The organism is Sphingobium sp. ZW T5_29 (genome assembly GCF_044987515.1).
Taxonomy (GTDB): Bacteria; Pseudomonadota; Alphaproteobacteria; order Sphingomonadales; family Sphingomonadaceae; genus Sphingobium.
The window spans coordinates 86,306-104,429 of record NZ_JBJDRM010000009.1; the positions used below are offsets into that span (position 1 = coordinate 86,306).

Annotated in this window: 13 protein-coding genes; 3 read left to right on the forward strand and 10 right to left on the reverse strand. The window is 62.4% G+C overall.

The genetic code is table 11. The features are described 5' to 3' along the window. Window positions 1-42: 42 nt before the first annotated feature. A complete protein-coding gene (locus ACI3KQ_RS09485; protein ID WP_404956997.1) occupies window positions 43-2,442 on the reverse strand; it encodes a TonB-dependent receptor in 2,400 nt (799 codons plus the stop codon). A 226-nt stretch (window positions 2,443-2,668) separates the two neighbouring features. Between ACI3KQ_RS09485 and ACI3KQ_RS09490 the strand changes: the two genes are divergently transcribed. Continuing rightward, on the forward strand, window positions 2,669-3,790 hold the full coding sequence (locus tag ACI3KQ_RS09490) for a helix-turn-helix domain-containing protein (RefSeq protein ID WP_404956999.1): 1,122 nt from the start codon (window positions 2,669-2,671) through the stop codon (window positions 3,788-3,790). 45 nt (window positions 3,791-3,835) lie between these two features. Here the strand turns inward: ACI3KQ_RS09490 and ACI3KQ_RS09495 are convergent, their stop codons facing one another. The 4 genes from ACI3KQ_RS09495 to ACI3KQ_RS09510 form a co-directional block, all read right to left on the reverse strand. Next, window positions 3,836-5,182 (reverse strand): DUF1552 domain-containing protein, encoded by a 1,347-nt coding sequence (locus ACI3KQ_RS09495; RefSeq protein ID WP_404957001.1) that lies wholly within the window; start codon window positions 5,180-5,182, stop codon window positions 3,836-3,838. Continuing rightward, window positions 5,182-6,912 carry a DUF1592 domain-containing protein gene (locus tag ACI3KQ_RS09500; protein WP_404957002.1) on the reverse strand — a complete coding sequence of 577 codons (1,731 nt, stop codon included), beginning with the start codon at window positions 6,910-6,912 and terminating at the stop codon, window positions 5,182-5,184. The genes ACI3KQ_RS09495 and ACI3KQ_RS09500 overlap by 1 nt, the downstream gene beginning before the upstream one ends. Next, a complete protein-coding gene (locus ACI3KQ_RS09505; RefSeq protein WP_404957004.1) occupies window positions 6,909-8,123 on the reverse strand; it encodes a hypothetical protein in 1,215 nt (404 codons plus the stop codon). The genes ACI3KQ_RS09500 and ACI3KQ_RS09505 overlap by 4 nt, the downstream gene beginning before the upstream one ends. Before the next feature lie 168 nt (window positions 8,124-8,291). Next, complete coding sequence (locus tag ACI3KQ_RS09510) at window positions 8,292-9,086, reverse strand: IclR family transcriptional regulator (protein WP_404957006.1); 795 nt, start codon at window positions 9,084-9,086, stop codon at window positions 8,292-8,294. A 233-nt stretch (window positions 9,087-9,319) separates the two neighbouring features. Between ACI3KQ_RS09510 and ACI3KQ_RS09515 the strand changes: the two genes are divergently transcribed. Continuing rightward, a complete protein-coding gene (locus ACI3KQ_RS09515; protein ID WP_404957008.1) occupies window positions 9,320-11,524 on the forward strand; it encodes a beta-galactosidase trimerization domain-containing protein in 2,205 nt (734 codons plus the stop codon). A 19-nt stretch (window positions 11,525-11,543) separates the two neighbouring features. Beyond that, window positions 11,544-12,347 carry a cyclase family protein gene (locus tag ACI3KQ_RS09520; protein ID WP_404957010.1) on the forward strand — a complete coding sequence of 268 codons (804 nt, stop codon included), beginning with the start codon at window positions 11,544-11,546 and terminating at the stop codon, window positions 12,345-12,347. Window positions 12,348-12,394: 47 nt separating this feature from the next. Here ACI3KQ_RS09520 and ACI3KQ_RS09525 read toward each other — a convergent pair whose 3' ends face one another. Genes ACI3KQ_RS09525 through ACI3KQ_RS09545 form a run of 5 tightly spaced genes read right to left on the reverse strand, consistent with a single transcriptional unit; the run spans window position 12,395 to window position 17,926 of the window. Beyond that, window positions 12,395-13,174, reverse strand: coding sequence for an SDR family NAD(P)-dependent oxidoreductase (locus tag ACI3KQ_RS09525; RefSeq protein WP_404957012.1), 780 nt, complete (start codon window positions 13,172-13,174; stop codon window positions 12,395-12,397). A gap of 52 nt (window positions 13,175-13,226) precedes the next feature. Continuing rightward, window positions 13,227-14,114, reverse strand: a complete 888-nt coding sequence (locus ACI3KQ_RS09530) for a 2-hydroxy-3-oxopropionate reductase (RefSeq protein ID WP_404957014.1) — start codon at window positions 14,112-14,114, stop codon at window positions 13,227-13,229. A gap of 1 nt (window position 14,115) precedes the next feature. Further along, window positions 14,116-14,901, reverse strand: coding sequence for a 2-oxo-tetronate isomerase (gene otnI / locus ACI3KQ_RS09535; RefSeq protein ID WP_404957016.1), 786 nt, complete (start codon window positions 14,899-14,901; stop codon window positions 14,116-14,118). 30 nt (window positions 14,902-14,931) lie between these two features. Continuing rightward, on the reverse strand, window positions 14,932-16,242 hold the full coding sequence (locus ACI3KQ_RS09540) for a glycerate kinase (RefSeq protein ID WP_404957018.1): 1,311 nt from the start codon (window positions 16,240-16,242) through the stop codon (window positions 14,932-14,934). A 13-nt stretch (window positions 16,243-16,255) separates the two neighbouring features. Next, a complete protein-coding gene (locus ACI3KQ_RS09545) occupies window positions 16,256-17,926 on the reverse strand; it encodes an L-lactate permease (protein ID WP_404957020.1) in 1,671 nt (556 codons plus the stop codon). Between the last annotated feature and the right edge of the window lie 198 nt (window positions 17,927-18,124).

The following is an 18,124-nucleotide window of genomic DNA, read 5'->3' on the forward strand; positions in this document are numbered from 1 at the left end:
CAGGCGTGGCGCCCGGATATCTCCAGGCGCCACGCCTCCCCCTTAGAACCGATAGTTCATCGTTACGCCAAATTCACGCGGCGGATTGACGGAAACCGGCGTATAGCCCGAACGGAAAGGCGCAGGACTGCCAGCCGGGCCGGGCGTCAAATACCGGGTTGCGATTTGCAGTTCCGCGGTGGTCGCATTGGTGATCTGGGTCGAATTGAACAGATTCTTGACGAAAGCCGTCAACTCCCATCCCGCGTCAGGCGATCGAACACCTGCAAACAGGTTGACGTTGGTGATCGCCTTGTAACGATAATCAGCCGCCTGAGCGTAGAATCCCGGTCGATAAGTCAGCAGGCCGCGGATGAATGGCTCCACCGACCCCGCCGAAAAGCGCAGTTCGCTGTTCGCGCTTAACGCGAACCGGGGAATGTTGGCCAGCCTGTCGTTCGTCCGGCAAAATGCGACCTGTTGCCCAATGGGCACCGCTGGCTGGCCCGCCGTATCTGCAACGCCGTCGCCATTGGAATCGCGGCACGGAATGATGGCGTTGTCATAATGCGAATCCGCATAGGATGCGTTGATCGAAATATCCCACGCATCGACTGGCCGAGCGTCGAACTGCATTTCGACGCCCTTTGAAATCGCGTCTCCGTTAAAGCTGATCGACGAAGCCGACCCGTCTATCACCCCATCCCTTGCCGATGCCGTCGGTGCTGTCACCAGACCGACGAACCCGTCGAATTTCTGATAGAAGGCCGCAAGGTTCAACGACACCCGGCGATCGAACATCTGCGCCTTCAACCCGATTTCAATTGCATCGGACCGTTCAGGTTCCAGCACCAGCAGATCCGAATCCAGCGGGGAATTGACCCCCAACTGTGCCGACCCGCGGCGATAGGAACGCCCATAGGTTGCATAGGTGGTGATGTCGGGCGTCCAGTCATAACTGACGCTGGCGGTGCCCGTCAGAGGATGATTGACCTGCCGCACAAATTCCGGGTCGACGGTCGCGGCGCGCGGGACAACGACGCCGGCCGGTACGGGCAATCCGACGCCACCGGTCGTCGTCACTTCTAGAAAGCTCTGCGCGGTCGCCACGACGCGGGTATAGCGCGCGCCCAGCTCGACCCTCAATTTGTCGGACAATTTCAGGCGGGCTTGTCCAAAAAAGGCCAGGTCACTGGTCTTGTTCATGATATCGACCTCCGCCAGTAGCGGAAGTGCGAACATGCTCGCCGGGAACGGGGTGTTGGGCACCCGGTTGGCGAAGAAGCTGTCGACGCGAATGGACGACAATCCACCTGCCTTTGTCTGATTATAGAAAACGCCCAGAGTATAGTTGAACAGCCCGTCGAATGCTGAGTCAATTCGCGCTTCTGCCGTATAGACTTTCGTTGGGTCGGGCACGGTCAGCACCTGGTCATAACCCTGTACGGCATTGCCCACATCCTGATCGGTACGCGAATGCAGCGACGTGTCCTGATAGCCGCCCAGCACCGAAATCAGGTGGCTGCCAAGGTCGAAAGATGCGTCAGCCGTAACCAGATGGGTTTTATTTGTATAGAATGACGATCCTTCGTGGACGGCCAGCCTCTCGGATGCGCTGATCGCGGGGCCGCTTACAAATGGTGAAAACAGGCTTGGCTGGTTGCCCGTCCCCATCACCGCCCGGTTCTGGAGAAGGTCGCTTTCCAGATATTGATACATGATGTTGCCGCGCAAGCGTTCGGTCGGCGCGAAGGATAATGTCGCGCGAATACTTTCGGTTTCCTGATAGGACCATTCGTCACGATTGATGTTGTAGACGTGGTTGGCCCGGTTGCGGTCCAGCACCGCTGCGATCCGAATGGCCAGCTTGTCCTCGATCAGGGGCGTGGACGCGGCGATCTGAAAGTTACGGGCATGTTTGTTGCTGACGGTCGCCTGTAAATATCCATCGGCTTTGCCCAGGTCCGCTCGCCGCGTCGTCAGCGTGATCGCTCCCGCCGGGGCGGTGCGTCCGCGCAAAGTTCCCTGGGGTCCGCGCAGGACTTCGACCTGCCCAATGTCATAGATCGCCGTGGTGACCGTCTGAATATCGACCGGGACTTCGTTATAATAGACGGCAACGGCGGCTGGACCGCCGATGTCCGGGTTGAACGATATGCCGCGTAATGTGGCAACGCTGACGCGCCCTGATGTATTGGCAATCTGAAGCCCCGGCGCGAGCGCGGGCACATCCTTGAAATCGAACAGGTTGAACTTTTCGATCTGCTCACCGGTGGCGACATCCACCGCCATGGGAACGTCTTTCAGCCTTTCTTCGCGTTTGCCCGCCGTCACGATGATGTCGGCAGTCGAAGCTGACGACTCGTCAGTCGTCGTTGTTTGCGCGCTGGCGATACCCGTCGCGCATATGGCCGCACCCGTCATCAACAGGCCGACCAACCTTGTGGAACTACGTCCGTGCATCCCCTACCCCCAATTTTTGAATCTACTATAATGGATCGATCGGGCAGGAAGATCGCAGATGATGATACTCAGCGATCTTGCCGCGCCGATCCATCTTCACTTTGATCATTCTCGCGACGGCAAACAAATACATCGCGAAATCATCCCATAATGTGGAACATTCATGATCAATGGCGTCATTGACTCATCGTCGGTGATGCTTTCATTTGAAGCTTAAGAAGAGAGGATGATGGACCAGATCCGCGCGCCCGCGTCGGCGACCCTATCGGCAGGAGGAGAGGACGACCGGCGCGGCATGCTTCGCGACGGCATCGCCCAACCGGGCCATCGCATCGTTGAACGCCTGTTGTCGTTGATCGCGCGACGGGGCGGCAATGCCGGCAACATCCTGCGCGCGAACGGATTCGACCAGCCGCTCGACCAGTTCCTGGTCGACACCCTCCCCTCGCTCGACATGACGACCCTGCAACGGCTTTCATCGCAGGCCAGCGTTGCGGTTTCCGACCTGCAGGCTCGCGCTTCCGGGCGATTGCCGTTCCGGGGCGGGGACTGGCGACTGCTCTTCTATTGCCTGGTCGGCAGCCGCACCCTGCGCGAAGCGATCGTGCGGATGGAAGAACTGCTGACGGCAATCGATGGCCGCATGGGTTCGGTATCGCTAAAGCGTTCGGCGGGCCGGGCCAGCCTTATCTATACTGGCGCACGCAGCGGCGATGAAGAAATGGACTTCATTGTCACCCTGCACGGGCAACTGATGTTCCATGCCATATTCAGCTGGTTGATCGGCAAATCGCTGGACGGTGCGGTGGCGCTGGACTTTCCCGAATCCGCACGCTGTTACCTGGACGATGAACTACTGCCTTTCGACCTGGCGCTGGGCGCGGGCCAGCCGGAGATGACCTTTGCCGGAACGCTGCTGGACCAGCCTGTGATCCGCACCATGTCGGATTGCGAAGCATTGCCCACGCTCAATTTCCTGTTCGGATTGCGGGCGGGCCAGGACCCGTTGGAAATCGTCCGCCGGTCCCGGCATTATCTTGCGCTGACGCTGCGCGAACGGCAAAAATTGCCTTCGCTGGAAGAATTGTCGCGACATCTGGCCATCGGCCCCATGACATTGCGGCGCAGGCTGCACAAGGCAGGCACATCGTTCCGGCTGATCCGCGACGAACTGCGCCACGAATTGGCCATCGACATGCTGACCACCACATCCATGTCGATCGAGGAAATTGCCGAGCGGCTCGACCTGTGTGATTCCGACGCCCTGCGCCGTGCCTTTCGCGGATGGACCGGAATGGCGCCCACGGAATTCCGACGCAGCCTGGTCCAGCGATCCACTGACGGGTGATGTCCTTTATGGAATGCTGATAGTGCGATCAGCCCGCCGCCCCCTTCACGCCATGATTTCCGACAGGGGCCGCGACGTCTGCATCGCCTCTGTGCCCCATGTGTCGACGGGGACGCCCATCAACTGCTGCATCGTCAGGCCGACGCGCGAAATCGGGTCACCCTGACTTGCGACATGGATGCCGGTCTTCACCTTGCCTCCCGCACGCCCGGCCAGCATTACCGGGATGCCGTTTACATCATGGTTCTTGGCATAGCTGACTTCGGAATGGGCGACGACCAGCATGTTGTCGAGCAAGGTGCCGTCCCCTTCCTTGATCGAAGCCATCGCCGCGACGAAGTCGGCCCATCCCTGCATGCTTTGCGTGGAAAAATCATCGACGGTGGGCTGATACCCCTTGGTGCGGTCCACCTGTTCTTCATGCGTCGCCTGATGATAGCCGGTAGGCGATCCCGCCTGACGCAGGTCCGCGGTGGCGGTTGAAAAGACCATGTTGAACACCTTGGTCTGATTGCAGGCCAACGCCATGGCCAGCAATTGCGACATCAACTGATGCGATTTCTGACGGGCGGAAACATCGGTGCTGGCGGGAAGGTCAGCCGGTTGCGCGGGAACGATGCAGGCTTCGGCACGCGGCGGCTTTTCCAGTTGCAACGCCAGCTTGTTTTCCACCTCGCGGATCGCGGTGAAATAGCTGTCCATCCGCGCCTTGTCCTCCGCGCCCAGCTTGCCCAGCAATCTGCGCCGTTCGTCGGTCACCGCGGACAATACGCTGCGGCGGGCCATCACCTTGGGATCGGGCGTGAATTCGGCAGCGTTGGGATCGCGAAAATCCGCGCCGAACACACGGCGGTAAAGCTCCATCGGCGACGCGACGCTGGGGTTCATCTCCGTCCCACTACGATAGGAAAAGCTGGTGCGCGCATTGCCGTCAGCGCTGAGTTCAAGGCTGCGGAACAATGTGCCCGCGCCGATTGCATCGGCAATGGCGACATCGAAAGTCGGCCCAGCAAGCTGCTGCCAACTATCGCTCGGCGTGCCGGTGCGCAGGCCCACATTGCCCGATACATGCGGCTGGTTGCTCTTGGCCCCCAGCAGCACATTGAACCCGGAAAGGATGGACACCTGGTCTTGCACAGCCTTGATGGGCGCCAGTTCAGGCGGCAGGTCATATCCGGTCCCGGCATTTTTCGGGTTCCAGCGATCAGGTATCATCCCGCAGCCCCAGAACCATGTCCCGAACCGCACCGGCAGGCGGCCCCCGCCATGGGTCGCGGCAAAGGCCGTCCCACTATCGTTCAGGAAATAATCCAGGAAGGGAAGCCCGACGGCGACCGCGGCCCCGCCCTGCATTCCGCGCAACAAAAAACCGCGCCTGTCAAAATGTCTCATCAGCCTTTCCTTCCTGAAGATGACTGGCCTGAAGACGACTGGCCTGAAGATGGCTGGCCCGCTATCGTACGCACGGCTGGCGACCGGACGGCGAAAAACTGCGGATCGATGGCGATGTGCCGGAACAACGACCGGATGCGATAGCCCGCGCGGGCGAAATCGCTATCCAAACGGTGGGTCAGCATTTCTTCGGAAGGCAGCATCGACCGGCCCGCCGCGTAGCGCCAGGCCGACTGGACCAGGCACTGGGTCACCTTGGGATTGTCACGCAAGGCCTTGCCCAGCCCGGCGCTATCGTTGAACGCGACATTGTCCAACATGCCGGACGTGTCGATGGGCACGCCATTTTCCATGGCGCGAAATTGGCCCGCCCCGTCAAAGCTGTCGAGCGTCAGCCCCATGGGATCGGTCAGCTTGTGGCAGCTGGCGCATTCTTCATCGTCCAGATGCGCCTTCAACCGCTCGCGCGTCGTGCGGAACGCGGGATTGGACGTGTCCTGCACAATGGTGAAGTTCACATTGGCTGGCGGCGTCGGGACATGTTCGCACATCAACACTTCGCGCAGAGCCTTTCCGCGCAGGGTAGGCGACGACCGTCCCTCATGCGAATGGAGCGCCAGGAAACTGATCTGCGTCAGCAACCCGACCCGTGGGTCATCGTCGGGCAAAGTCACCATGGACCAGTCACGCGGGCCAAATGGCATCCGGTAGAGCGGACTCAACTGGCGATTCATCGCAACCCGACGCGTGGTGAAAAGATCGCGATAATCGCCATCCTCCGCCACCAGCAGGGTGGTGATGGTGCGCAGTGTCTGTTCACGCGCGGCGGGGCCGGCGGACGACCGGAAAGCGGGATAGATCAGCCCGTCCTTGGACAGCGACATCATCCCTTCCAGCTGCAGGAAATCGTCGAAGAATGACCGCACGCCGGTTTCGAACCGGGGCGACGCCATCAGCCGGTCGACCTGCCGGGCAAGTCCAGCGTCGGTCATCAGGCTGCCATCGCCAGCCGCCTGCAACAATTGTTCATCGGGCGTGCTATTCCACAGGAAATAGCTCAGCTTGCTGGCCCGCGACCAGGCATCGATGGTTCGCCTGCCGGGCGCGGCCGGGTCAGCAACCTCCCGGTCGACCTGAAACAGGAATGGCAGGTCCGACAGCATCGTCGTCAGCATGATGGCCAATCCGGCGTGAAAATCCTTCAACGTCGCCGCTGCCGCCAGCGTCTGGGCCACCGCCAGTTTTGTCTCCACCTCCGTCAGTGGCCGCCTGTAAATGCGAAGGCCCACCCGTTTGAAAAACGCCTCCGCACAGGCAGCGCCTTGCGGGTCGGACGATGTTGGCCCGCATCCGACCAGCCGGTCGCGGTGGCCCGCATCCACCACCTGTTCGGCGATGCCGCGCGCAATCTGCTCATATTGCTCGGCGCCCGCTGGCGTCAGCGACACCGCGCTGGTCCCGGCAGCAAGCAGCCCGCCCACCCTCAGGTCCGGTTCGAACCGGCCGCTGACCTTGATATCCGGTCCGAATATATCGGCGATTGTCGCGCGATATTGCGCTTCGGTCAGACGCCGGAACTTGGGAACCAGTTGCTGGGACAGTTGCGCCTGCTGCGACGGCGCGTCGGCCTGCCCGGCACTGGCGGCCAGCATGATCGCGCCGACCGAACAGAGCGCGGTCGCTGCAGATACTGCGCGCAGCACGCGTGCGGATAGCCCTGTCCTGGTCACTGCTGCGCTCCTTGAGCTACCTGCTGACCCTTTTTGATCAGGAAAACGGGCACGCCGCGAAACCGCAGCGCCGACGAAATGGCGCTATTCCGCCGGGTCTTGGGGTCGGGAAAAGCGTCTGCATAGCGGCGCACTGCCTTGACGAGTGCGGGGCAGGACATGCGCGTCAGGTTGGACCCGACCTGCGTCGATTGATGATAATTTTCCTCGATGCTCGCCAGCGTATGATAGCCGTAAATGCCACCCTCAATCGCTTCGCCCGGCTTGATCTTTGCCTGGATGCGCGCCTGCCTCACCTCACGATAGCTGTCGATAATCTGTTCACGCAACCGCATGCGCAGGTCGAATGGGTCTGTCACCAGCTCGCCATTACGGATGCGTCCTTTCGTTTCCGCCATGAAACGCCGGTCCGGGTCGACATCCAGGCTGGCCCACGCCAGCGGCTTGCCTGCGCCCGACAGTTCCAGCGGGCTGGCGCTGGCATAAAAACGCACCGTCACATCGTCGTCGTTCGCGGGGTCGTCGACGCCCGTCACTTCCACCAGAGTTGGCGACGATAGCGACGTGATGACGTCATCTGCGACCCTCGGCGTGCCGAAGTCGCGGGTGGAAAATGTGCACCCCACCGCCCGGATCAACTGGTTATCGACGCCAGGCACTTTGTCCGGGCTGACATAGTCATCCTTGCTGACCCGACCGTCCAGATCGATGCCATAGGCGATGAGGCCGCGATAATCCTCATTCCCCTTCGCCAGAAAAGGGAAATCTTCCGGGTTAGTGCAACTGTCATAGGCAAAGCGCGTGCCCAGAAAGGACAATGTGCCCTTGCCCGCCGGGATATTATGCTTCTGCCGCAATGCGTCCTTTTCCGCTTCGGACACCTGCGCCATGCTTCCATTCTCGCCGGATTTGTGGCCGGTCGGCACCATCTTGAATCCCAGCCGCTGACCCATCAGCTTGTGCAGGTCCTGCACCTTGTCGTCCGGTGCATATTGGGCGCGTTCCGCGGGCGGCAGGCTTTCCAGGAAAATGTCGGCTGAACTCAGCGACAAGGCGGGACATGCCTTTTCATCTTCATAAGCCGCAATATAGATGTTCGTCAGTGCGAAGGAAAAAGACTGGGGTTGCGGTGCCGACGCACCCACCGTCATGACGCTGGCAATCGCCAGCAGGCCCGCCGCAGCGCGCCTCTCTCGGCCGTTAAGCCCCATTATTCACCTCTCTCCTACCACCCGCGCCGTTACGCTGGTGCCTTTCGCCCACTATCGTGCACTCGCCAGTGCGACCGCCACGGATTTACTGTTCACCGATCCGGCACAACTGGTTCGAAATGGAAAGGAAGGGTGCGCTTGCGCTCGCTTGCTCGGACGCCAGCCTGATCAAAAATGCTGTGTCGCGATTTCCATGCTCATCCGCTGGGCCGCGCTGACCAGCGTCGGTCCCAATTCTTCCAGCCGGGCACGGGTCAGCTGCGACGAACGGTCAGAAATGGACAGCGACCCCTTGGGCAGGCCGTAACGATCGCTGACAACAGCCGCAACGCACCGCAGCCCGTTGCTGTGCTCTTCATCATCCAGCGCATATCCCCGGCTGAGGATTGTGGCCAGTTCGCCCCTCAAATAGTCGCCGTCGATAATGCTGCGCGCGGTGCGGGCCGTTAGCGGCGCATTGTCCAGATATCGGTCCAGTTCCGATCGGGGCCATTGCGCCATCAACACCTTGCCGGAAGCCGTGGTGTGCAGCGGCAGGACCGCGCCGGGACGCGCAGCCGTCTGGCGAAAACCGTTGGTCGCGACCTGCCCGACATAGCAGACGCCAGCACCTTCCGGCACGGCGATGTTCACGCAATGCTGCACCTGCGACATCAGTGACTGCATGATGGAGCGGCCCAACTGGCCCAGGTCGCGCGTTTGGGCGAATACCGCACCCACCGTGAAAGCCTGCACGCCGATCGACCAGCCATTTTTCCGCCGGTCGAACGCGACATAGCGCAACGCTTCCATAGTGGTCAGCAGGCGGTGGGTGGTGGACCGGGGCAATCCGACGGCGCGCGCCAGATCGCTCAACGTCATGCTGTCGCTCTTGGCAAGCTCATCGAGGATGCCGAACGCTCGCACTAATGACTGGACTCGTCCTAGCAAGCCATTTTCCGGCTCTTGCTGAATGTCGGTCACGACTGTTTCCTCACCTCGCCAGCTTGTCGCCGCGCGAGCGACAGCCTTGTCAGAAACTGGTATGACCTGTTTCCCGGCCTTTGTCGATAAACATTGCGCCGAACCGTGAAGCGCCCGTGCATAGCTTCAGCCGTGCGTCATTTCTGTCAACCATGGCTGTTCCACATCATGGGAAGATCGATTGTAGATCGGTCGAGCTGGGCTAGAGTCCTCTTAGGTCAAAGGAGAGGTTCATGCCGGGCATCTTGCCGCTTAATCGCCGGACAGCGCTGGGCCTGGGGGCTGGAGCGATCGTCACGGGTTTTAACCCGGCGTTCGCGCGCAGCCTGGGGCGTAACAGCGCGCCGGATTGGGCAGGCGAACCGATGCGCTGGTTCCAGCTTGCCTTTACCGAAGATGATCCGGGCCGCTACGACCCCGCTTTCTGGATCGACTATTTCCGGCAGATCCATGCCGATGGCGTCTGCCTCAGCGCGGGCGGCGGCATCGCTTTCTATCCAACGGCGATCCCCTATCACGGCATGGCCCAGGGCGTCGGAAAGGATGTCGACCCGTTCGGCGACATGGTCGCTGCGTGCAAGAAACTGGGGATGCGCGTGCTCGCGCGGATCGACCCGCACGCCATGAACGCCGCTGCCGCCGCCGCTCATCCCGAATGGGCGCTGACCGGGCAGGACGGCAAGATCAAACGCCACGGCAGCGCGCCGGACCTGACGCTGACCTGCGCCTATGGTCCCTATAATTTCGAACTGATGCCAAAGGTTATCGAGGAAATCGCCCGGCGCTATCCGATAGATGGCTTCTTCGGCAATCGCTGGAACGGCAGCGGCACCTGCTATTGCCAGAGCTGCAAAACCCTCTACCGCGCCGCGACCGGACAGGAAATCCCCGCCGACCCGGACCCATCAAAGCCGGAGGGGCGGCTTTACGCCGACTGGATTGAACAGCGGTCCTTCGCACTCATCGACCTGTGGAACGAAGCAGCGCGCAAATATCGGCCCCAAGCCTTCTTCATTCCCGGCGGCGACCGTCGGGGCCTGGTGGATCTGGATGGGCCAGCCCTTTCCAAACGGCTTCCGCTGGCATTCTGCGACCGGCAGGCGCGATCCGCCATCCATTCCACCTGGGCGACAGGTCCCGAAGTCTGGGGCGCGGGCCGCTACACGCGCGAACTGCGCGCCTTCATGCAGGACAAGCCGGTCGGCCATATCATCTCCGTTGGCGTTGAAGAGGCCTACAGGTGGAAGGATTCGGTGCAGGACCCCGCCGAAATCCAAATCTGGGCCGCAGGGGCGATTGCCCAGGGCGCACGTCCCTGGATCACCAAGTTCAATGCCAAGCCGCTCGACCTGCGCTGGATGGACGTCGTGCGACAAATCTATGGCTGGCATCATGCGAACGAAGATTATCTGCGCAACACGCAAAATCTGGCCCGCATCGCGCTGGTTCACGCGCCAACGACGACCGCCTATCTGGGCGGCTGGACCAAGCGCGAGGAACTGGAAAGGCACGGGGCGGGATTTTATCAGGCGGCGCTGGAATCACGGATACCGTTCGACCTTGTTGACGAAGGCTTCCTTGACCAGGCCAGCCTGTCCCGTTTCCGCACCATCATCCTGGCCAATGCAGCCGTCCTGTCCGACGCGCAATGCGACCAGATACGCGCCTTCGTAGCGCGCGGCGGACGGGTCGTCGCGACCTATCAGACGTCATTGTTCGACGGCGAAGGGCGGCAGAGGCCGGACTTCGGGCTGGCGGACCTGTTCGGCTGTTCAGTGGCAGGGAAGCCGGAAGGGCCGCTCAAAAACGCCTATCTCACCTTGCGCCACACCCATCCCGCCATGGCACAGCTTGGCAAGGTCAGCCGCACGATCGGGCCGCTCCATCGCCAGCCCGTCACCGCCCGCAATCCAGCGGATGTGGCGCTGACGCTGGTCCCAACCTATCCCGACCTGCCGATGGAGCGGGTCTTCACGGATAAAAGGGACACCGACATACCCATGGCGATCTGCCGTCAGGTCGGGCAGGGCCGCGTCGTCTATCTGCCCATGGACCTTGACCGCACCTTCGCCGAACTGAGCCACGGCGACCATCTACGCCTGATGCAGGCGATGCTCGAATGGGCGCATGACGAATCCCACCCACTGCAGATCGACGGGCCGGGGCTGCTGGACATCGCCTGCTGGCGGCAGGAAAAATCCGTGACCGCCCATCTGGTCAACCTCAACAACCCGATGGCGATGCGGGGAAGCTATCGTGAAGCGATCAGGACCGGACCCTATCGCGTTCGCCTGCAAATTCCGCAGGACCGGCGTGCTGCGCGGGCGCGGCTCCTGACCGCAGATGTGACCGCCCCAATGCAAAGCAGCGACGGATGGGTTGAGGTAGAAGTGCCCTATGTCGATTTTCACGAAGTCGTCGCCGTCGACCTGATCTGAATCACCGGGAACGCACATCATGATGGATCGCCGCGACATTCTGGCCCTGACCGCTTTGGGGACCCTCGCTCTGGGCAGCGGATCACGCGCGAACGCCGCTGCCATCACGCCCGACACGGCCAGCCTGTCCCTGCACGGGCGGCAACTGCATGTGCTGGACCTCACCCATAAACTGACGCAAGCCTTCGCCTTCACGCCGGGTCGCCTGTCAATGGAAGCAGTGCAGGGGTCCGGTTCAAAGGTCGGGATGGCGCTCAACCGCGTCGCGATCGTCGAACATACCGGAACCCATCTCGACGCACCGCGCCACTTCGCGCCCGATGGCGCGTCGGTCGGTGACATGCCGATCAGCCAGTTGATCGTCCCCCTCGTCATCATCGACATCCGGCAAAAGGCTGGCAAAGACCGCGACGCCCGCGTCATGCCGGACGACATCATCGCGTGGGAACGTCGCCATGGCCGCATTCCCGCGGGCGCCTGTGTTGCGATGCTGTCCGGTTGGGACCCGCTCGCCATGATGGCGCGCTATGGCCGCATGTCACCGGCCGAACGGCGCAAAAGCCCCGGCTTCGATGCTGCGGCGATGGACATGCTGATGAAACGCGACGCGAAGGGCATCGCTGTCGACACCATGTCCCTGGACGCCGGGGAATCCATGCCGGACTTTCCAGTGCATCTGGCGTGGCTGCGCAGCGGACGATGGGGTCTGGAGGGGCTGACCAATCTGGATCGCGCGCCTGCGTCCGGCGGCATCCTGTTCGCTGGCGTTGCGCCGCTCGATCAGGCGACGGGCATGCCCGCGCGGGTCATCGCCCTATATTGAAAGCGGGCCGCGACGCCCTCCTATGGAGATGCGTCGCGGCCAGCGCATCATCCGCGCATCAACGAACCGCCGTTGACGTCCACGATCGACCCGTTGATCCAGCGACCATCGTCGGACAGCAGCAGCGCGACGACCGCAGCATGATCTTCCGACTCGCCCAACCGCGTGTGCGGCGTTCCGGCCATGAAATGATCCGCCCAACGCTTGGCTTCGACGGCGTTGGCTTCCATCTGCTTTTTCATTTCACCGGTAACGGTAAAGCCAGGAGCCAGGACGTTGGCGGTAACGCCTTCCCTGCCCCAGCGCGAAGCAACATGGCGCATCAACGCATTCACGCCCGCCTTGGTCATGGCATAGGAAGGCCGCGTCGGCTCGGCGCCATGGGCCGAACCGGAACTGGTATAGACGATGGCCGACGCATCATTCTTGGTAAGGTGGGGCAACACAGCGCGGGTGCACAGCAAATGACCGCGCAGGTTAACGGCCACGGTGCGATCGAACACGGCGAGGTCAACGTTAAGCGCATCGCTATCTTCCATGATGACGCGCAGGTCGGCGGCATTGATATGCGCCCCGTCCAGCCCGCCAAAACGCTCGACCGCAGCCTCGACGGCCTTTTGCACCGAAGCCTCATCGGAAATATCGACATGGACGGCAAAGGTTTCGCCACCCGCTTCCGCAGCGACCTGCGTCGCGCCATCGACATTGATGTCGGCGGCGCAGACCCGCGCGCCTTCCTGAGCCAGACGCTTGACCGTGGCCGCACCGATACCCGTGGCGCTACCGAATACGATGATGCGGCGGCCAGTCAGTCGATTGCTGTTCATGAAATTCTCCTAACGAAAGCCGGTTGCCCGGCGAAACATTCGCACCGCATAATCATGCCGTGCCCACGTCATGGTTAGCAGCCCGTTCCAGCGCCGTCACCATCGCGGAGTGATCCTTGTCGGCATCGCCATGCGCGACACAAGCGCTGAAGAGCTGCTGCGCGTTCGCGGTTGCAGGCAAAGCGATCCCAAGCGAACGGGCTCCCGCCAGCGCCAGGCTCAGGTCCTTTTGGTGCAACCGGATGCGGAAACCGGGATCGAAGCTGCGGTCGATCATGCGCTGGCCATGCACTTCCAGCACGCGCGATGCAGCAAAGCCGCCCATCAGGGCCTCTCGCACGCGGGCGGGATCAGCCCCGGCCTTCGACGCGAACACCAGCGCTTCGGACACAGCTTCGATGTTAAGCGCGACGATGATCTGATTGGCGACCTTCGTCACCTGCCCCGCGCCGACATCGCCGACCAGCGTGATATTCTTGCCCATCCGTTCCAGCAGGGGGCGAACCTTTTCAAATATGTCCGCCTTGCCGCCGCACATGATGGTCAACGCTGCATTGCGCGCCCCAACCTCACCCCCTGAAACCGGTGCATCGACATATTCCCCGCCCAACGCTTCGATCCGCCCTGCAAAATCCCGCGTGGCGATCGGGTCGATGGAGCTCATGTCGATGACCGTCGTGCCTGGCTTCAACCCCTGGGAAACGCCGTCCGCGCCGAACAACACGCGTTCGACGTCCGGCGTATCGGGCAGCATCAGGATCACGCATTCCACATTCGCCGCGACTTGTGCGGGCGTCGCGCAGGCAACCGCGCCGCCTTCCCGCAATTCATCGGGCATGGGCGCGCGATTGGCGCAACTGTAGATCGCATGCCCGGCGGCCTGCAAATGTCCGGCCATGGGCCGCCCCATGATGCCCAGGCCGATAAAACCGATCTTCATGTCACGCCCTCCCGGATTTCAGATAGTCGCGCGCCCAGATCAGGCCCGCTTCCGTGTCGCTGGCCGGTCGATATTCGCATCCGATCCAGCCATCATAACCAATCGCGTCGATGTGGTTGAGCAGCCAAGGATAGTTGATTTCCCCGCTGCCCGGTTCGGCGCGGCCCGGATTGTCGGCCAACTGGATGTGGCCGATCCGGGGCAACAGCCGATCGATCGTGCGGGCAAGGTCCCCTTCCATGATCTGCATATGATAAATGTCATATTGCAGCCGGACATTGGCGCGGTCAGCTTCGTCGATGACCCACAGGGCCTGCGCGGTGGTGCCGTAGAAATAGCCCGGAATATCGACGCGCGTGTTGATCGGCTCGATCAATATCTCCACCCCCGCGTCGGCGGCCAGGTCGGCGGCGTGACGGATATTCGCCACCAGCACGGAACGGTTTTCCGCGCTCGCCAAAGCCTTGCCGGCCATCAGGTGAAGGCGGGGGCAGCCCAATATGCGGGCATAATCCAGTCCCTTCGCAACGCCTTCGCGGAATTCCTCGATCCGGTCAGGCAGGGCTGCGATGCCGCGTTCTCCGCCTGCCCAATCACCCGCTGGCAGGTTGAACAGCGCCACCTCCAGCCCGCATTGTCGCGCACACGCCGCCACCTGCTGCGCGTCATGGTCATAGGGAAACATGAACTCGACGCCCGCAAAACCGGCCCTTGCCGCCGCATCGAAGCGGTCGATAAAGGGCAGTTCCTGGAACATCATCGACAGATTGGCCGCCAGCTTTACCATATATCTTCCGCTTTCTTCTGATTGAGCCGGTCAGAACGCGATGCCCAGGACCAGGTCCATGACATTGGTGCCGGTTGGCCCCGTGTGAAACAGATCGCCCGTAGCCTCCAACAGCCCATGGCTGTCATTGCGCTTCAGCGAATCCGTGGGATCGATTCCTGCCGCCAATGCGCGCTGGATGAGCGCGCAGTCGGCAAAGGCGCCTGCGGCGTCGGTCGGTCCATCGGTCCCATCCGTGCCTGCGGAAAGCAGCGCTACACCCCTTGATCCCGCCAGAGCCATTGCGGCCACCAGCGCATATTCCTGATTACGTCCGCCCAGGCCGTCGCCCTTCACCCGAAGCGTGGTTTCACCCGCCGCCACCAGCAGCACCGGGCGCTCCTGCTGCGGCACGGCAAGCAAGGCGTCAGCCATGGTCGCCGCCGCGTCATGGGTATTGCCCGCCATGGCAGTATCCACATCGCGCACGGCCAGCCCCTGCCGCGCGGCGATGCCGTGCACGGCGGCCACCAACGTGCCACTGTCCGCCAGCAACAGCGCCTCGCTCCGCCCCCGCGCCGGACGGGCACAATCCTGTTTCCCGGCAAGCGCGCAACTGATCGATGGAGGGACCTGCCCATCCAGGCCGTAGCGGGCAAGGATCGCCATCGCGTCCACTTGCCCCTCGCCCGCCGCGATGGTCGGCCCTGACCCGATCATGCCGATGTCGCCGCTGGGTATGTCGGATATCATCAGGGTCAAGACCGACGCAGGGCCGATCCGCTCCAGCAACCTTCCCCCCTTGACCCGCGACAGCCGCTTGCGGACGGAGTTGATTTCCTCAATGGACGCGCCCGACCGCAGCAGCACGTCGGTGACGGCGGCCTTTTCCTCCAGCGTAACGCCGTCGACAGGCGCAACCATCAACGCCGAAGCGCCACCGGTCAGCAGCACGATCACATTGTCGCGATCGGTCAATCCCTCGACCGTGCGCAGCATTTCCCACGTCGCCTCCACGCCCTGCGCATCGGGGATGGGATGCCCGGCTTCCAGCTGGCGGATGCGGGTCAGCGGTTCGTGATGGCCATGCTTGACGATGATGCACCCGTCGGTGATCCGATCACCCAACAGCGCTTCCAACCCCTTGGCCAGCGAACCGACGGCCTTCCCCGCGCCGACGACGACGATGCGCCCGCCGACCGGCAAGGGCCAGTCGACCACCGCGCCATGATGCCGAATGCGCCAGCAGTCCCCATCCGGTCGCCCCAGCGCTTCGACCAGCCGTTCGCCGCGCACGGCCTCGATCGCCTCCAGATAGACGCTTTCCAGCAAGGTGCGCGCGGCGGCATTTGGATCACGCACGCTGCTGGCCTCGTCAGGGGACAAGAAGGGTGAACGGATAGACATAGGCTTGAAGCATCACGAAAAGGCCGATCAAACTGCCCAGCACCAGGCTGTGGACAAAGACATGGCGCAGGATGCGGCCTTCCTGCCCGAACCATTGGGTCGCGGTGGATGCGACGACGATGCTCTGCGCATCGATCATCTTGCCCATGACGCCGCCCGCGCTGTTCGCGCCCGCCATCAACACCGGCGACAGGCCCAGCTGCTCTGCCGTGATCTTCTGCAGTCCGCCGAACAGGACGTTGGACGCCGTGTCCGACCCGGTGACCGCCACGCCCAGCCAGCCCAGCATGGTGCCAAAGAAGGGATAGAAGAATCCCGTCGCCGCAAAGGCCAGACCCATCGACGCGTCAATCCCGCCAAACCGGGTGAGATAGCCAAGCGCCAGCATCGCCGCGATCGTCAGCAGGGACGGGAACACCAGTTTCCAGGTGCGCAGATAAACCCTCCCCACCGTGCGTGCGGGCACGCGCAGCAGCAGCGCGGACGCGATCGCCGCGACCAATATGGCAGTGCCCGTCGCCGACAGGATATTTAGGTTGTAGACCGCCTTTTCAAATTCCGGCTCAGCGACTACCGGCGGCAGGCGCTGGATGACGCCGTCCAGCCCCGCAAAGGGCAGGCGCAACGCGAACAGGGCATCCAGCCCCTGCTTCATGAACGGCAGCCCCCACAGAAAGACGCAGCCGGTCAGGATGATCCAGGGCATCCAGGCGCGACGGACGGCGGCTGGATCATGCAGTGCGACCGCATGCGCGCTATCCTCCGCAGCCGCCATGTCACGCTCGTCGCCGGGCGCCAGCCGCGCCTCGTTGACGTGCATGGTCCGCGCAGGTTGCCAGACCCTCAAAAATGCGATGAGCGCGGCGATGGACGCAAGCGCCGCGCCGATCGAAGTGAGCCACGGCCCATGCAGGTTGGAAATAAGAAGCTGCACCGTCGCAAAGCTGACCCCGGCGACCAGCACGGCGGGCAAAACCTCCATCGTGCGCCGCCAGCCACAATAGGCGACCAGCAACCATATGGGCACGATGATCGCGAATGGCGTCATCTGCCGCCCCACCATCGCCGACAGTTCCAACAACGGCAGGCCCGTCACCCCTGCCAGGGTGACCAGCGGCGTACCCAACGCGCCAAAGGCGACGGGCGCGGTGTTGGCGATCAGCGAAAGACCCGACGCCTGCAACCGGGTAAAGCCCAGGCCGATCAGCATCGCGCCGGTTACCGCAACCGGCGTGCCGAACCCTGCCGCTCCTTCGAAAAAAGCGCCGAAGCAGAATGCGATCAACAGCAGTTGCAACCGGCTGTCGGCGGTGATCGACGTGATCGCGCCCCGCAACACATGGAACTGCCCGGTCGTTTCGGTCAGCTGGTAAAGGAAGATGATGTTGAGCACGATCCAGCCGATGGGCAACAACCCATAGGCCGCGCCAAATCCCGCCGCCCGCACCGCCAGACCGGCCGGCATGCCGAACGCCAGCACCGCAACGGCCAGCCCCGCACCCAGACCCATCAACGCGGCGATATGGGCGCGGACATGGAACAGGCCGATTGCCCCCAACAGCACGACGACAGGGGTCGCCGCGACAAGGGCCGATAACAAGCCATTGCCGAATGGATCGTAATTTTGTGCCCAGGTCATGGCCACCCCCGCCCCTTCAGTTATCGCAAACTGGCTGCGCATCACGCCGACGGGACGATGCCAACATTCCGAACTGCCCGCTCGCCAGAAAAAATCGTTCCGGGATATTCATGCCCATCCTTCATGCTGTCGTCGGCAAGATTGCAGATGGACTAAACAGACGATCAACCGCGCGATAGTGCGCATTCCGCGATGCGG

Coding starts and splice junctions, on each gene's coding strand:
- ACI3KQ_RS09485 (WP_404956997.1), bottom strand. CDS start 2,442: ATGCACGGACGTAGTTCCACAAGGTTGGTCGGCCTGTTGATGACGGGT.
- ACI3KQ_RS09490 (WP_404956999.1), top strand. CDS start 2,669: ATGATGGACCAGATCCGCGCGCCCGCGTCGGCGACCCTATCGGCAGGA.
- ACI3KQ_RS09495 (WP_404957001.1), bottom strand. CDS start 5,182: ATGAGACATTTTGACAGGCGCGGTTTTTTGTTGCGCGGAATGCAGGGC.
- ACI3KQ_RS09505 (WP_404957004.1), bottom strand. CDS start 8,123: ATGGGGCTTAACGGCCGAGAGAGGCGCGCTGCGGCGGGCCTGCTGGCG.
- ACI3KQ_RS09515 (WP_404957008.1), top strand. CDS start 9,320: ATGCCGGGCATCTTGCCGCTTAATCGCCGGACAGCGCTGGGCCTGGGG.
- ACI3KQ_RS09520 (WP_404957010.1), top strand. CDS start 11,544: ATGATGGATCGCCGCGACATTCTGGCCCTGACCGCTTTGGGGACCCTC.
- ACI3KQ_RS09525 (WP_404957012.1), bottom strand. CDS start 13,174: ATGAACAGCAATCGACTGACTGGCCGCCGCATCATCGTATTCGGTAGC.
- ACI3KQ_RS09530 (WP_404957014.1), bottom strand. CDS start 14,114: ATGAAGATCGGTTTTATCGGCCTGGGCATCATGGGGCGGCCCATGGCC.
- otnI (WP_404957016.1), bottom strand. CDS start 14,901: ATGGTAAAGCTGGCGGCCAATCTGTCGATGATGTTCCAGGAACTGCCC.
- ACI3KQ_RS09545 (WP_404957020.1), bottom strand. CDS start 17,926: ATGACCTGGGCACAAAATTACGATCCATTCGGCAATGGCTTGTTATCG.